This is a genomic window from Pseudolabrys sp. Root1462 (assembly GCF_001426945.1).
GTDB lineage: Bacteria > Pseudomonadota > Alphaproteobacteria > Rhizobiales > Xanthobacteraceae > Pseudolabrys.
The window spans coordinates 3,057,775-3,070,928 of sequence record NZ_LMFS01000001.1 but is presented as its reverse complement, the minus strand read 5'-3'; the positions used below and the strand labels follow the sequence as shown (position 1 = coordinate 3,070,928).

Genomic DNA, 13,154 nt, shown 5'->3' with positions numbered 1-13,154 from the left:
TGCGACGGCAATGCCGCAGCGTCGCGTCGCCCCCGCGGCGGAAGCGACCACTAACCGCAAGAACATGGCGCTGCTGGTACAGCTGCGCTGGACCGCGGTGCTGGGGCAGATCGCCACCATCGGCTTCGTTCGCCACGGCCTCGATGTTCCCCTGCCGCTGCTGCCGATGCTGGGGGTGATCGGTGGCCTTGTGCTGCTCAATCTCGGAAGCATCCTTCGTATCCGGCGGCGCAAGGACGTCAGCAATCGCGAACTCTTCATCGCCATGACGTTCGATGTCGCGGCGTTGACCGCGCAACTTTATCTGAGCGGCGGCACAACCAACCCGTTCACTTCACTCTATCTGCTGCAGGTCACCCTCGGCGCCGTGCTCCTCAACTCGCGATCGAGCTGGTCGTTGGTTGCGTTGACCGGTGCGTGCCTCGCCGGGCTGGCGACGTCCCATCGGCCGCTCGATCTGGCTGCTTTCGGTGCCGATCACGCGTTCCGTCTTTACACCGTTGGCATGTTTATCGGTTTTGTGCTGGACGCCGTGCTCGTCGTTGTGTTCGTCACGCGTATCAATCGGAACCTGCGCGAACGTGACTCGAGACTGGCGGCCTTGCGTCAGCACGCTGCCGAGGAAGAACACATCGTTCGCATGGGTCTGTTGGCCTCCGGTGCCGCTCACGAACTCGGAACGCCGCTCGGCTCATTGTCCGTTATCGTCAGCGACTGGCGGCGTATGCCGGCGCTGACATCGAATCCAGACATCGCCGACGACATTGCCGAAATGGAAGCTTCGCTGCGCCGCTGCAAGAGCATCGTCACGGGGATTCTGCTGTCGGCCGGCGAAACGCGCGGAGAAGGTTCGGTGCCGACCACCGTCAACGCATTCCTCTCGGAGCTGGTCGACGAATGGCGTGCGGCGCGCGCTGGGCCGGCGCTGGCCTTCGACAATCGCTTCGGCGATAACGTTGCGATTGTGTCCGACGCCGTGCTCAAGCAAGTGGTTTTCAACATTCTCGATAATGCGATTGAAGCGTCGCCCCAACGCATCGAGTTGGTGGCCACGCGTGAAGGCGATGCGCTCGTGCTCAGCGTCAACGATGACGGCGCGGGCTTTCCGCAGGAAATGCTCGCCGATATCGGCAAGCCCTATAATTCGAGCAAGGGGCGGCCGGGCGGCGGGCTTGGGCTATTCCTCGTCGTCAATGTCGTGCGCAAGCTCGGCGGCGAAATTCGGGCGCGCAACCGCTTTGGCGGCGGTGCGACCGTGACTGTCACCTTGCCGCTCAAGGCGCTCGAGATCGGGGGCAGCCGTGGAAAGTGACCGACTCCTTGTCGTCGTCGAAGACGACGAAGGCTTTGCGCGGACCCTGCGGCGATCATTCGAGCGGCGTGGCTACGGCGTATTGATGGCGACCGGCCTCGACGACCTCAAGGAGCTTCTGAAGGATCAGGCGCCGGGTTATGCCGTCGTCGATCTCAAGCTGGCGAGCGCCTCGGGCCTTGCCTGTGTCGAGACCTTGCATGCCTTCGATCCCGATATGCTGATCGTCGTTCTGACTGGATTTGCCAGCATCACGACGGCGGTCGAGGCGATCAAGCTGGGCGCCTGCCATTATCTCGCCAAGCCCTCGAGTACTGACGACATCGAGGCGGCTTTCCACAAGGCGGCTGGGCGCGCCGACGTAACGGTGATCGAGCGGCCAACTTCCATCAAGACGCTCGAATGGGAGCGGATCCACCAGACGCTCGTCGATACCGACTTCAATATTTCGGAAACAGCGCGTCGGCTCGGAATGCACCGGCGAACACTGGCTCGAAAGCTGGAAAAGCGACCAGTGAAGTGAGCCGGCTGGATTCTGGACAGCCGGAGTGTTGAAATAGTCCTGCCCGCCGCGTTTGGCGCCGCTGCCGCTATATCAACGTGCAATATCATCCGGAGCGATATCAGTTCACCCTGAGGTTGCGGCCGGCCTCCGGTAGTCGAGCCGAGGGACCAGAAGGCATAAGGAAACTGAATAATGAGCAAACCGAAGCCCATCGAATATGCGAACGCCTCGCCGGAGGTGCGCGCGGTGTTCGACGACATCAAGACCTCGCGCAACGTCCCTGACGTCAACAATTTCTGGAAGTACCTCGCCAACGACCCGAAGACGCTGAAGCGGACCTGGGAAAGCGTCAAGGAGATCATGGCTCCGGGTGCGCTCGATCCGCTGGTCAAGGAAATGCTCTACGTCGCCGTCAGCGTCACCAATGGTTGCGGATATTGCATCGCCAGTCATGGCGCTGCGGCGGAAAAGGCAGGCATGACCCCGGAAATGTTCGGCGAGCTGATGGCCGTGGTCGGCATGGCCAACGAGACCAACCGCCTGGTGAATGGCTACCGGGTGCCGATCGAACCGGCCTTCGAAAAGTAGTGCTGGGGTAGGGGGCGGCCATCATCTGGAGCCGTGGCTCCTGGGGTAAGGCATGCAAAGGCGCGTGCGTCCGATGCGCAGGATCGGTTCGCCCCAATGTTGCATCGCAGCATTTCATTCGGATATGGTTCCGGCGCCTGATTGATCCTCCTCTGAGTCGGACTTGGAATGACCGCCTTCAACAAGGAACAAGTGCTGTCGGTTCGCCACTGGACCGACTCGCTCTTCAGCTTCACCACCACCCGCGATCCCGGGTTCCGCTTTGTTTCCGGCCAGTTCACGATGATGGGGATGGAAGTCGACGGCCGTCCCTTGCTGCGCGCCTACAGTATGGCCAGCGCCAACCACGAAGACCGCCTCGAATTCTTCAGCATCAAGGTGCCGGACGGGCCGCTGACCTCGCGGCTGCAGAACATCCGCGAGGGCGACACCGTCCTGGTCGGACGCAAGGCCACCGGCACGCTGATCGCTGACAATCTGCTGCCCGGTCGCCGGCTGCTCCTGCTGTCCACCGGGACGGGACTGGCACCCTTCGCCAGTGTGATCAAGGACCCGGACATCTACGATCGTTTCGAGCAAATCATTCTGGTGCATGGCTGTCGTCAGGTGGCCGAGCTCGCTTACGGCGAGAAGCTGGTCGAGACGTTGCGCGCCGATGAGAACTTCGGCGAGCTCATCCGCAGCCAGCTTGTTTATTACCCGACCGCGACGCGCGAGCCCTTCCGTAACCGCGGCCGCATCACCGATCTGATCGATAGCGGCAAGCTGTTCGCCGACATCGGCCAGGCGCCGCTCGATATTGCGCAGGATCGCGCGATGCTTTGCGGCAGTCCGAGCATGCTTGCCGAACTGCGCGCGAATTTCCACGGTCGCGGTCTCGCCGAAGGCAGCAGCAACGAGCCAGGCCATTTCGTCATCGAAAAGGCCTTCGTCGAGCGCTGAACTTCAGTCGCAGCGCGCGGTCATGCCGCCGTCGACGACGATCTCCGTGCCGGTGACGAAGCGCGCTTCGTCCGAGGCCAGATAGAGCGCCGCGTTGGCGGTGTCGCGGCCATCACCCATGAAGCCGATCGGTATGCGCGCCAGCCGCTGCTTGAGCAGCGCTTCGACATCGCCGCCCGCGCGCTGTTTGGCCAGTCGGCCCTCGACCATCGGGGTGTGCAACTGGCCGGGCACCACGGTGTTCACCCGAATGCCTTTCTTGGCGTATTGCACGGCAACGACGCGCGACATCTGGATGACGCCGGCCTTGGTAGCGGCATAGGCGACCTGCGCCGCGCCGGTATAGCGCAGTCCCGAGGTGGAGGCGAGATTGACCACGGCGCCTTGCTGCTGCGCTTCCATTACCGGCAGCACGTGCTTCATGGTGAGAAACCCGCTCTTCAGATTGAAATCGATCTGCGCGTCCCACACCTCTTCCGACATCTCGACCGGTCCACCGGCCGCCGAGCCGCCAACATTGTTGACGAGAATGTCGATGCGGCCGAAGCGTGTCACGCAGGCATCGGCAACGGCTTTGACAGAGGCGTTGTCGGTGACGTCGCACTGCATGACCTCGATGATGCCGCCGACGGCCTTGACGCGTTCGACCGTCTCGGCGGTGGCGTCGATATTGCGGTCGACGGCAAAGATCTTGGCGCCTTCCTCGGCAAAGCGCACGCAGATGGCGCGGCCATTGCCCCAGCCGGGCCCGACCGATCCGGCGCCGGTGACGATCGCGACACGATCCTGCAAGCGTCCGGCCATGGTGGCTCCTTCGGTTATTCGAGCGGCGCGAAGTGGTAGAAGCGCTGCGGATTGTCCACCAGTAGCGCTTGCAAGGCCTGCGGCGTCGGCGCGATCTCCGCAAGCAAATCGACCAGTTCGCCATCGTCGGGGATCGGTGGCTGGTGGTTGGGATGCGGCCAGTCGGTGCCCCAGACGGCGCGGTCGCCAAACTCGGCCACGAGCTTCCGCGCAAACGGCACGGCGTCGGCATAAGGCGGGCCGGTCTTGCTTGCGCGGTCGCAGCCACTGACTTTCACCCAGATATTGCGGTCGTCCAGCAGGTGCAGCAGGTTCTCGAAGGCGGGTTGCGCCAGACCGAGCGCGGCATCGACGCGGCCCATGTGATCGACGATTAGGGGCACCGGCGAGCGGTGGAGCGCGGCGGCGTAGTCGCCGATGAGTTCGGGCTCCATGTGAATCTGCAGATGCCAGCCGATGTCGGCCAGGCGCTTGGCGAACGCGATGACGTCGTTAATCGGCGCGCTATGCGCCAGATGGTTCATGTAATGAAAACGCGCACCGCAGAAGCCGGCGGCGCCGAGCCGCTTCAGTTCGAAATCAGTGATATCGAGCGGTACAAGCGCCTCGGCGCGATAGCGCCCGGGCCGGGCGGCGAGGGCGTCAAGCGTTACGGCATTGTCGGCGCCGTGCATCGCGGTGTTGACAATTACGCCTCGCTCGATGCCGAGAAAATCATGCAGGGCGAACAATGCTTCCTTCGGAGCGTCGGCGGGAATGGTCTTGCGGCCTGGTGCAAACGGGAAGCGGGCGCCGGGGCCGACGACATGGAAATGCGCGTCGCAGGCGCCACGCGGCAATGTAAGTTTCGGCTTGCGAGGGTTGGGGTTATGCGTTGGCGCCGCTGCGGTTCCGTCCGGCATCGGGGCGCTCACGCGGTCGGAACGCTTGTGCGGCCGACGGCCGGCTCGTGCGCGGAGAAGGCGGCCAGCCAAGCCACCAGCCGCGGGTGCCGGTCGCGCCATTCGATCGGCTTGCGCCAATCCAGATAACCGAGCGCGCATGTCAGGCCGATGCTGACAATATCGGTATTGTCGGACGGCGGCGGCGCGCTTTCAAAGATCGCAAGGGCGCGTCCGATCTTGCCGCGCTGGTGCGAAAGCCAGCGCTCGGAAAAAGTGCCGGGCTGGCGGAAGCGACCTTCATACACCATGAGCAAGCCCGCGTCCGTGATGCCGTCGGCCAGCACCGCGCGTGTCAGCACCTGATAGCGCTCAAGGCCTCGCGCCGGCACAAGCCTGTTGCTGCCGGTGAGCTCCTGAAGAAATTCGATGATGACGCGGCTGTCATAGATCGCTGTACCGTCGGCGAGTAACAGGCAAGGCAGCTTGCCGAGCGGATTCTGCTCACGCAGTGTATCGCCTTCATCCAGCGTGTCGGCCGGCACGATGCTGACGCGGTAGGCGAGGCCGAGCACGTCGATCGCCATGCGAACCTTGCGGCCGAAGGGCGATGTCAACGTCGAGCGAAGGACGAATTTCTCGGTCGGAAGAAGCATTGATAGTCAGGACATGGTGAGGGAAGGAAGGTAGCGGCGGGCGATCGGTCGAGGAGTCCGGCGACGACTGCGTCGGACCCCTCAATCGCGTGGAAACGTCAGAGCGACGTCTTCACGCCGGCCTCTTTGATAACATCCGCCCACTTCTTAATGTCGCTTTCGATAAAGGCGCGGAATTCATCCGGCGTATTGCCGACCAGAATGGCGCCTTGGCTCGTCAGCTTCTCGATGACGGCGGGATCCTTGATCGCCTCGACCGCGGCCTTGTTAAGCTTGGCCACGATATCCGGCGGCGTGTTCGCCGGGGCGACCATGCCGTACCAGTTCTCGGTCAGCAGGCCCGGCAGGCCAGCTTCCGCCGTGGTCGGCACATCGGGAGCGCTGGGTACGCGCTGTTCGGCGCCGACGGCGATCGCCCGCAGCTTGCCGGCCTTCACCTGCGGCAGCAGTACTGGCAGATCCAGGAACACCATCTGGACCTGCTGACCGAGGAGATCGTTCACCGCCGGCGCGGCGCCGCGATATGGCACGTGAACGATATCGATCTTGGCCTTGAGCTTGAGCAACTCGCCGGCCAGATGCGGCAGGCTGCCGGGACCGGATGAGGCAAAGTTGAGCTTGCCTGGCTGCGATTTCGCCAGCGCGATCAATTCGCTCAGGTTGTTGGCGGGCACATTGGTGGCGACAACCAGCATTTCGGGCACCTTGGCAACCAAAGTGATCGGCTGCAGGTCTTTCAGCGTGTCGTAGGCGACCTTTTCCATGTGCGGGCTGATCGCCAGCGCGCCAGCGCTGCTCACGGCGATGGTGTAGCCATCGGGCTTGGCCATGGCGACAAAGTTGGTGCCGAGCACGCCGCCCTGACCTCCGCGGTTTTCAATGACCACCGGCTGCTTGAGGATATCGGACATGCGCTGCCCAACGACGCGGGCAATGACGTCGTTCGGTCCGCCCGCGGGGAACGGCACGATCAGCTTGATGGCGTGGTCGGGAAAGCCCTGCGCGGATGCGAGCGCGGGGGATAGCAGCGTCAACAGCGCTGCCAAAAGGACACGACGGCCCATTGCGGCATTCCTCCTCAGTAATTGTTCGCTTTTCTGTGTTGCCTGCCGTCAGGACGGCGACGGCTTGCCTGACGAGAGACGTGCTTTCGTCGCTGAAAGCCTAGCCCGGCGGTGCGCGCGTTGAAAGTTCGCGACCGATACTATCTCGGCATGACAGGTGGGAGGCCTGCTGGCCTCGAAGGTGGCGCAACGGTGCCGCGTCAGACGAGTTGCGCGCCTTCCCAGCGCTTCCGCCGTACCAGGTCGCGGCAGACATCGTGAAGCAGCGCGCTCGCCTCTTCGGTGAACTTTTGGGCCCGTTTCTCGAGTAGCGTGACGATACTCACGCGGGTCTGCAGCATCGGTCGAATGATCGGATAGGCGACGAGCGTGCCGCGCGCCAGTTCGTCCTGAACGGCGGCATAGGTCAGGATGGTGTAGCCGAGTCCATTCTCGACCAGCGTTTTGGCAAAGGCGACGCTGTCGGCTTCGATCTTGATCCGCAGCCGCACGCCGTGCTCCAGCGCTGCGTGCTCCACCAGTCGGCGGTTGGTGTGCGCCATGTTGGGCAGGATCAAAGGCAAGTCGCCCAAATCTCGGATGCGATAGGTCTTCGGATGGTTTCGCGCTTTGGCGCCGGCGGCTGGCGCAATCACCATCATGCGTTCCGTCAGGACGGGCCTGATATTGAGGGTTTCCAGATGCGGTGGATTATGCAGAAGCGCGACGTCCAGACGCTTATCGAGTACCCATTCCAAGAGCGAACTGGCCACGCCTTCACGCATATGCAGCGTCGTCTGCGGCCAGGCCATCTGGAAGCGTCCGGCAAAGGCGGCAATCAGCAGGCGGCCGGCAGCCGGCGGCACGCCCAGCGTGAGACGACCGCGGGTCGGCGCGCGGTCCTCGCGGATTTCCTCACGCGTTTCATGAACCAATTGAGTAATCGCCTCGGCTCGCTCGAGCAGTTGCGTTCCGGCGCCGGTGAGGCGAACGCCGCGGCCGTGTCGCGCAAACAAGGGGACGCCGAGTTCATGCTCCAGCTTCTGGATCTGCCGGCTGAGCGCGGGCTGAGCTAGACGCAATTCCTGCGCGGCGCGGTTGACGCTGCCGGCGCGAGCGACCTGAATGAAATTTCGCAATTCGCGCAGCTCCATGAACACCCTACCGGTCTTATGCCACAAAGGCATAGCCTAGCGCTTTGACGCTCGCGCTCCAAGTTCGACGGGGCATGGCTGCGCTGAAGGTTGCCACCTAGGCATCTGCCCGACTGCTTGCTAGGTTTGCAATATGAGCCAGACCGACAGCCCTGCTTGGCCGACCGAATTGCGCCTGCACAAGGACCGCAACACCCTCACGGTAGCCTTCGAGGATGGCCAGCGCTTCGACCTGCCGGCTGAATATCTGCGCGTCAACAGTCCGAGCGCGGAAGTGCAGGGGCATTCTCCAGCCGAACGCCAGACGGTCGGCGGCAAGCGCAATATCGAGATCATGGAAGTGCTGCAGGTGGGTAACTATGCCGTGCGCCTTGTCTTCGACGATATGCACTCGACTGGGATTTACGGCTGGGACTATCTGTACAGCCTCGGCCGCGATTACGCGGCGAACTGGCAGTCCTACCTTGATGAATTGGGGGCCAAGAACATGACGCGCGATCCGGCGGCACGCGGTTCCAAGGCCTAGAGAATGCCCTTGCCGCCGCTCTTGCGCGCCAGCGTATAGCCCAGCATCACCGCCTCGACGAGCGCCGCGATCTGCATGTTGCGCGGCGAGGAAAGCGCGGTGGCCGCTCTGTCTTGAATTGGCAGTGATTTGTTTCGCGTTGTCAGGATCGCGATCAGCACCGCGATGGCGGCCAGCGCATAGACACCGGCCATGATGAGGTAAGCGTAGACAGGTCCGTATTCGAGCGCTAGCGCGACGGTGCCCGCCGCGCTAGCGTAATACAGCGTTACGATCACTAAGATGCCGAGCAATGCAAACAGCACCGCGCGTCGGACGACGCGCCCGACGATGGGGCCGATTGTGGCTTCCGCGAGGTCCGTGAGCCGCATGGCTCGCACTCTATCGTTTGGCGATCCCGAACAGAAAACCGATGCCAGCCGCGATCGCCAGCATGGTGAGCGGGCGTGCTTCGACTTCGTTGACGACCTTCTTCAACGCGTCACTGCCGACGGCGGAAGCCTTGTCGGCGACGGTTTCCGATACCGCGCCGGCGCCCTCGCGGACGCGGTCCATGATGCCAGCCAGCGCCTCATTGACGAAGTCGGAGATATCGCTGGCGCCGCCCGAGACTTCGCTCTTGGCGCTGCCGCCAATGCGGCGAAGACGGGTTTCGAGATCGCCCATCAGTTCCTTGATGGCTTCGATTTCTTCGGTCGTCGAAGCTGCAACTTTACTACGGGTCGACATGACTTACCCCTCGGTAATCGTGGATGATATTTGGAGGCCCAACGCAACGGCGGGGCGAAGGTTCCATCACGAAAGGCCGCACTACTCCGGTAGTGCCGGTCTATCCTTCGGGAAGATGTGCTGGAGAGCGACCAGCCCCACGATCAGTAGCGGTACAGCCAGGAACGCCCCCGCTGGGCCCCACAGCCAGGTCCAGAAAACCAACGACAGAAATACGATCAAGGGTACCAGCGTGAGGTGCCGGCCCATGACAGCCGGTGTGATGAAATGGCCTTCCAGCGTGGTGAACGCCAGATAAAGCAGCGGCGCCAGCAGGGCCTGCGGCAAGGTTGGAAAGGTGACCAGGCCGACGCTGAGCAGGATGATCTGCATCATCAGCGCGCCGATATACGGGATGAAGTTGAGGATAAACGCGAGCACTCCCCAAGCGACGGCATTGGGCAGGCCGACGCCGAAGGCGATTGCGGCGGCGCCGAGGCCGACCGCCAGATTGATCACAGCGACGACGCTCAGATAACTCGTCAGTTGGTGTTCGATAGCATTCCATATCTTGAGGAATCGCAGCCGCGTATCGTGGTCGTCGAAACCCGTGACGAGCGCGCGGCGCAGCCGCAGCCGACCGAGCAGCACGAAGAACAGCATACCGAAAAAGATAAAGGTCTGGCCGAGCGCCGGCGTGGCGATTGCGAGCGCCGGCTGCACGAAGTTGGCTATATCGACGCCAGCCTGGCTTCGTTCGTTCTCAGGCAGGAAAGCGCTGCGCAGGTCGCGCAAAGCGGACATGGGCCCGTCGAGGAAATGCAGACGCGCCTTGATGATGCGGCCGATTTCGGGTGCCTTGCCGATCCAGTCGAGCACGGGCGTGGCGAGCAGAGCGATCACGCCGTAGCAGATGACCAAGACGAGCAGCCATAGGACGATGGCGGTGACCAGCGTCGGCACCCCGTGGCGGTCGGCGCGCGCCGACAGAGGCCCGAGCATCAGGCCGATGACCAAAGCGAAGGTCGCGGGCAGCATCACTGGACGCGCCAGATCAAGCGCGGCGACCAGAGCGATCAGGAAAATGCCGCAGATCGCGATCTGGGAAGCGAAGGTCCAGTACGTCGAATCGTCGGATTCCGCGAGCGGCTTATGCCCGTTCTTGGCCGGCACCTCGGCCTGCTCCTGATTGCTGCTACGAATATTCAAAGGGACCCCCGGCGGCCAAATGGCCATAGCCGCTGCGCGAGGCAGCCGGCATTTCCGGATGGAACAACGGCGCTCGGCCGGATTTGGTTGCGTCGGCGCGCAAGGATTCGCTTGGTAAATCGGTACGGCGGCCCGGGGCGCTAGCGGCGCCCCGTACTCTTTTCCGCTGCGCGACGCATGGCCTCGGCAAGGGCGCCGCCGGAAGCGGGCTCCTGCGGCTTGCGCGCCGTAAAGGCCCGCACCGCCTTGTCGTTGCGCTCGGACGGCTTGGCGCCTTGCGGCCGCGCCGCGCCGGGCTCGTCGTCGAGACGCAGGCTCAGCGCGATACGCTTTCTGGCCACATCGACCTCCAGCACCTTGACGCGCACAATGTCGCCAGGCTTGGCCACCTCGCGCGGATCCTTAATGAAGGTCCTCGACATCGCCGAGATGTGCACCAGGCCGTCCTGATGCACACCGATGTCGACGAAGGCGCCGAAGGCCGCGACGTTCGTCACCGCGCCTTCGAGGATCATGCCGGGCTTGAGATCCTTGAGGGTCTCAACGCCTTCCTTGAACTCCGCCGCCTTGAAGGCGGGACGGGGGTCGCGACCGGGCTTCTCCAATTCGCGCAAGATGTCGGTGACGGTTGGCAGGCCGAAGGTATCGTCGGTGAAGTCCTTGGGCGCCAGCTTGCGCAGCTCGGCGGCGTTGCCGATCAGTACCTGGATGTTGCTTTTGGTCGCGGCGAGGATGCGCCGCACAACCGGATAGGACTCCGGATGCACGCCCGAGGCGTCGATTGGATCATCGCCGTTGCGAATGCGCAGGAAGCCGGCGCACTGTTCGAACGCCTTGGCGCCGAGCCGCGGCACGTCGAGTAATCCCTTGCGCGAGCGGAACGGGCCGTTCGAGTTGCGGTGCGCGACGATGTTGTCGGCGAGGCCGGTGCCGATGCCGGCGACGCGCGCGAGTAGCGGCCCCGACGCGGTGTTGAGATCGACGCCGACCGCGTTGACGCAATCCTCGACCACGGCATCAAGCGCGCGCGCCAGCTTGTGCTGGCTGAGGTCGTGCTGATACTGGCCGACGCCGATTGACTTCGGGTCGATCTTGACGAGTTCGGCAAGCGGGTCCTGCAGCCGGCGCGCGATCGACACCGCGCCGCGCAAGGTGACATCGAGGGCGGGCAATTCCTGCGAGGCGAACTCCGAAGCCGAATAGACCGATGCGCCGGCTTCCGACACCACGATCTTCGACAGCTTGCGTTCCGGCCCGAGCAGCTTGACGAGTTCGCTTGCCAACTTGTCGGTCTCGCGCGAGGCGGTGCCGTTACCGATCGCGATCAGCTCGACCTTGTGTTCGACGATCAGCTTGCCAAGGGTCGCCAGCGATTCATTCCATTTGCGCTGCGGCTCGTGCGGATAGATGGCGGTCGTCGCGACTACCTGTCCGGTGGCATCGACGACAGCGACCTTGACGCCGGTGCGGAAGCCGGGATCGAGGCCGAGCGTGGCGCGCGGGCCCGCCGGCGCGGCGAGCAGGAGATCGCGCAGATTCGCGGCGAAGACGCGGACGGCCTCTTCCTCGGCCGCATTCCACAGGCGCAGGCGCAGATCGATGTTCATGTGGGCGCGGATTTTGGTGCGCCAGGCCCAGCGCACGGTCTCGCACAGCCAGCGATCCGCGGGTCGGCCGCGATCTGAAACGTTGAAGCGGTTCATGATCTTCAGCTCGTAGGCGTTCGGCACGCCTGCCGCCGCGGGCACCGGCTCGTCCTCGAACTGCAGATTCAGCATCTCTTCCTTCTCGCCGCGGAACAGCGCCAGGATGCGATGCGACGGCAGCTTGGTGAAGGATTCGGCGTAGTCGAAATAGTCGGCAAACTTCGCGCCGGCCTCGGCCTTGCCGTCGCGCAGTTTCGAGACGAGACGGCCTTGTGCCCAAAACGCTTCGCGCAAGGTCCCGATGAGATCGGCATCCTCGCCGAACCGCTCGACCAGAATCGCGCGGGCGCCGTCGAGCGCCGCCGCGACATCCGCGACCTGCTTATCGGCGTTGACGTAGGATGCCGCGGTGGCCTGCGGATCGGTCTGCGGGTCCGACAACAACAGGTCTGCGAGCGGCTCGAGCCCCGACTCCTTGGCGATCTCCGCCTTGGTGCGCCGCTTTGGCTTGTACGGCAGGTAGATGTCTTCGAGCCGGCCCTTGTTGTCGGCCGCCATGATGCGCGCCTCGAGCGCGGCGTCGAGCTTGCCCTGTTCACGCACCGATTTGAGGATGGCCTCGCGCCGCTCCTCGAGCTCCCGAAGGTATTTCAGCCGTTCGTCGAGGGTGCGCAGTTGCGCATCGTCGAGCGCACCGGTCACTTCCTTGCGGTAGCGCGCCACGAATGGAACCGTGGCCCCGCCGTCGAGCAGTTCGACCGTCGCCTTGACCTGTTCGACGCGGACGGAAAGTTCGGTGGCGATGCGTTGGAAGATCGATTCGGACATTGACGGCACTCGTTAGGCGATTCAGCGGGCGTGCTTATCGCCTGTCGTTGCCTGCCGGAGCAACCGCGTCGCATGTCGTGCCTGTGGAGAGTGTAGAAGGCGTCTGCGGGCGTGACGCGTTTGCCTTTACCGTCTCCTTCTAGGAATGCTGATTAGCGAACGACGCAGCCGTCTCCCCATGCAGAGTCACTACTACCGCAACGATCTCAATGGCTTATTGGGGATGTGGCGACCGCTCCTGATTCCTCCCCAGTTTGGCGGCGGGCCTTCGCGTGCTCAGTACCTCGGTCAAGCGCGTTCGGCGAAGGTAACTGTCGCCCCGTTTCGCTCATCGAAAAAGTGCGCATTAGCC

The 13,154-nt window shown here is 63.5% G+C and carries 14 protein-coding genes; 5 read left to right on the top strand and 9 right to left on the bottom strand.

The features are described from left to right. Positions 1–10 precede the first annotated feature (10 nt). The 4 genes from ASD45_RS14925 to ASD45_RS14910 all read left to right on the top strand — a co-directional run bounded on the left by ASD45_RS14925 (position 11) and on the right by ASD45_RS14910 (position 3,347). Complete coding sequence (locus ASD45_RS14925; RefSeq protein WP_244485378.1) at positions 11–1,312, top strand: ATP-binding protein; 1,302 nt, start codon at positions 11–13, stop codon at positions 1,310–1,312. Next, positions 1,302–1,835, top strand: coding sequence for a response regulator transcription factor (locus tag ASD45_RS14920; RefSeq protein ID WP_056912203.1), 534 nt, complete (start codon positions 1,302–1,304; stop codon positions 1,833–1,835). The genes ASD45_RS14925 and ASD45_RS14920 overlap by 11 nt, the downstream gene beginning before the upstream one ends. A gap of 174 nt (positions 1,836–2,009) precedes the next feature. Next, a complete protein-coding gene (locus ASD45_RS14915) occupies positions 2,010–2,405 on the top strand; it encodes a carboxymuconolactone decarboxylase family protein (protein ID WP_056912202.1) in 396 nt (131 codons plus the stop codon). Between the two features lie 168 nt (positions 2,406–2,573). Next, the gene (locus tag ASD45_RS14910) at positions 2,574–3,347 is read left to right on the top strand and encodes a ferredoxin--NADP reductase (protein ID WP_056912201.1); all 774 of its coding nucleotides are present in this window, start codon (positions 2,574–2,576) and stop codon (positions 3,345–3,347) included. A 3-nt stretch (positions 3,348–3,350) separates the two neighbouring features. Here the strand turns inward: ASD45_RS14910 and ASD45_RS14905 are convergent, their stop codons facing one another. The 5 genes from ASD45_RS14905 to ASD45_RS14885 form a co-directional block, all read right to left on the bottom strand. Continuing rightward, positions 3,351–4,151: an SDR family NAD(P)-dependent oxidoreductase gene (locus ASD45_RS14905; protein ID WP_056912200.1), complete on the bottom strand. Its 801-nt coding sequence runs from the start codon at positions 4,149–4,151 to the stop codon at positions 3,351–3,353. Between the two features lie 14 nt (positions 4,152–4,165). Next, positions 4,166–5,053 (bottom strand): amidohydrolase family protein, encoded by an 888-nt coding sequence (locus tag ASD45_RS14900; protein WP_056912199.1) that lies wholly within the window; start codon positions 5,051–5,053, stop codon positions 4,166–4,168. An 8-nt stretch (positions 5,054–5,061) separates the two neighbouring features. After that, complete coding sequence (locus ASD45_RS14895) at positions 5,062–5,688, bottom strand: glutathione S-transferase N-terminal domain-containing protein (RefSeq protein WP_056912198.1); 627 nt, start codon at positions 5,686–5,688, stop codon at positions 5,062–5,064. 98 nt (positions 5,689–5,786) lie between these two features. Next, positions 5,787–6,752 (bottom strand): tripartite tricarboxylate transporter substrate binding protein, encoded by a 966-nt coding sequence (locus ASD45_RS14890; protein WP_056912197.1) that lies wholly within the window; start codon positions 6,750–6,752, stop codon positions 5,787–5,789. A gap of 200 nt (positions 6,753–6,952) precedes the next feature. Then, positions 6,953–7,870, bottom strand: a complete 918-nt coding sequence (locus tag ASD45_RS14885; protein ID WP_162249436.1) for a LysR family transcriptional regulator — start codon at positions 7,868–7,870, stop codon at positions 6,953–6,955. Between the two features lie 148 nt (positions 7,871–8,018). Between ASD45_RS14885 and ASD45_RS14880 the strand changes: the two genes are divergently transcribed. Further along, positions 8,019–8,411, top strand: a complete 393-nt coding sequence (locus ASD45_RS14880; RefSeq protein ID WP_056912195.1) for a DUF971 domain-containing protein — start codon at positions 8,019–8,021, stop codon at positions 8,409–8,411. On the opposite strand, the gene ASD45_RS14875 is transcribed toward ASD45_RS14880, so the two are convergent. From ASD45_RS14875 to ASD45_RS14860, 4 genes are all read right to left on the bottom strand, one after another. After that, the gene (locus ASD45_RS14875; protein ID WP_056912194.1) at positions 8,408–8,782 is read right to left on the bottom strand and encodes a hypothetical protein; all 375 of its coding nucleotides are present in this window, start codon (positions 8,780–8,782) and stop codon (positions 8,408–8,410) included. The two genes, ASD45_RS14880 and ASD45_RS14875, sit on opposite strands and share 4 nt — an antisense overlap. Positions 8,783–8,792: 10 nt before the next feature. Next, complete coding sequence (locus tag ASD45_RS14870; protein WP_056912193.1) at positions 8,793–9,140, bottom strand: hypothetical protein; 348 nt, start codon at positions 9,138–9,140, stop codon at positions 8,793–8,795. Positions 9,141–9,221: 81 nt separating this feature from the next. Beyond that, positions 9,222–10,328, bottom strand: a complete 1,107-nt coding sequence (locus ASD45_RS14865; RefSeq protein ID WP_162249435.1) for an AI-2E family transporter — start codon at positions 10,326–10,328, stop codon at positions 9,222–9,224. A 140-nt stretch (positions 10,329–10,468) separates the two neighbouring features. Further along, complete coding sequence (locus ASD45_RS14860; protein WP_056912191.1) at positions 10,469–12,802, bottom strand: Tex family protein; 2,334 nt, start codon at positions 12,800–12,802, stop codon at positions 10,469–10,471. Positions 12,803–13,154 lie beyond the last annotated feature (352 nt).

Bases quoted from the DNA above. Each gene is read 5' to 3' on its own strand.
- ASD45_RS14915 (WP_056912202.1), top strand. From the start codon at position 2,010: ATGAGCAAACCGAAGCCCATCGAATATGCGAACGCCTCGCCGGAGGTG.
- ASD45_RS14895 (WP_056912198.1), bottom strand. From the start codon at position 5,688: ATGCTTCTTCCGACCGAGAAATTCGTCCTTCGCTCGACGTTGACATCG.
- ASD45_RS14925 (WP_244485378.1), top strand. From the start codon at position 11: ATGCCGCAGCGTCGCGTCGCCCCCGCGGCGGAAGCGACCACTAACCGC.
- ASD45_RS14905 (WP_056912200.1), bottom strand. From the start codon at position 4,151: ATGGCCGGACGCTTGCAGGATCGTGTCGCGATCGTCACCGGCGCCGGA.
- ASD45_RS14860 (WP_056912191.1), bottom strand. From the start codon at position 12,802: ATGTCCGAATCGATCTTCCAACGCATCGCCACCGAACTTTCCGTCCGC.
- ASD45_RS14900 (WP_056912199.1), bottom strand. From the start codon at position 5,053: ATGCCGGACGGAACCGCAGCGGCGCCAACGCATAACCCCAACCCTCGC.
- ASD45_RS14875 (WP_056912194.1), bottom strand. From the start codon at position 8,782: ATGCGGCTCACGGACCTCGCGGAAGCCACAATCGGCCCCATCGTCGGG.
- ASD45_RS14880 (WP_056912195.1), top strand. From the start codon at position 8,019: ATGAGCCAGACCGACAGCCCTGCTTGGCCGACCGAATTGCGCCTGCAC.
- ASD45_RS14910 (WP_056912201.1), top strand. From the start codon at position 2,574: ATGACCGCCTTCAACAAGGAACAAGTGCTGTCGGTTCGCCACTGGACC.
- ASD45_RS14890 (WP_056912197.1), bottom strand. From the start codon at position 6,752: ATGGGCCGTCGTGTCCTTTTGGCAGCGCTGTTGACGCTGCTATCCCCC.
- ASD45_RS14870 (WP_056912193.1), bottom strand. From the start codon at position 9,140: ATGTCGACCCGTAGTAAAGTTGCAGCTTCGACGACCGAAGAAATCGAA.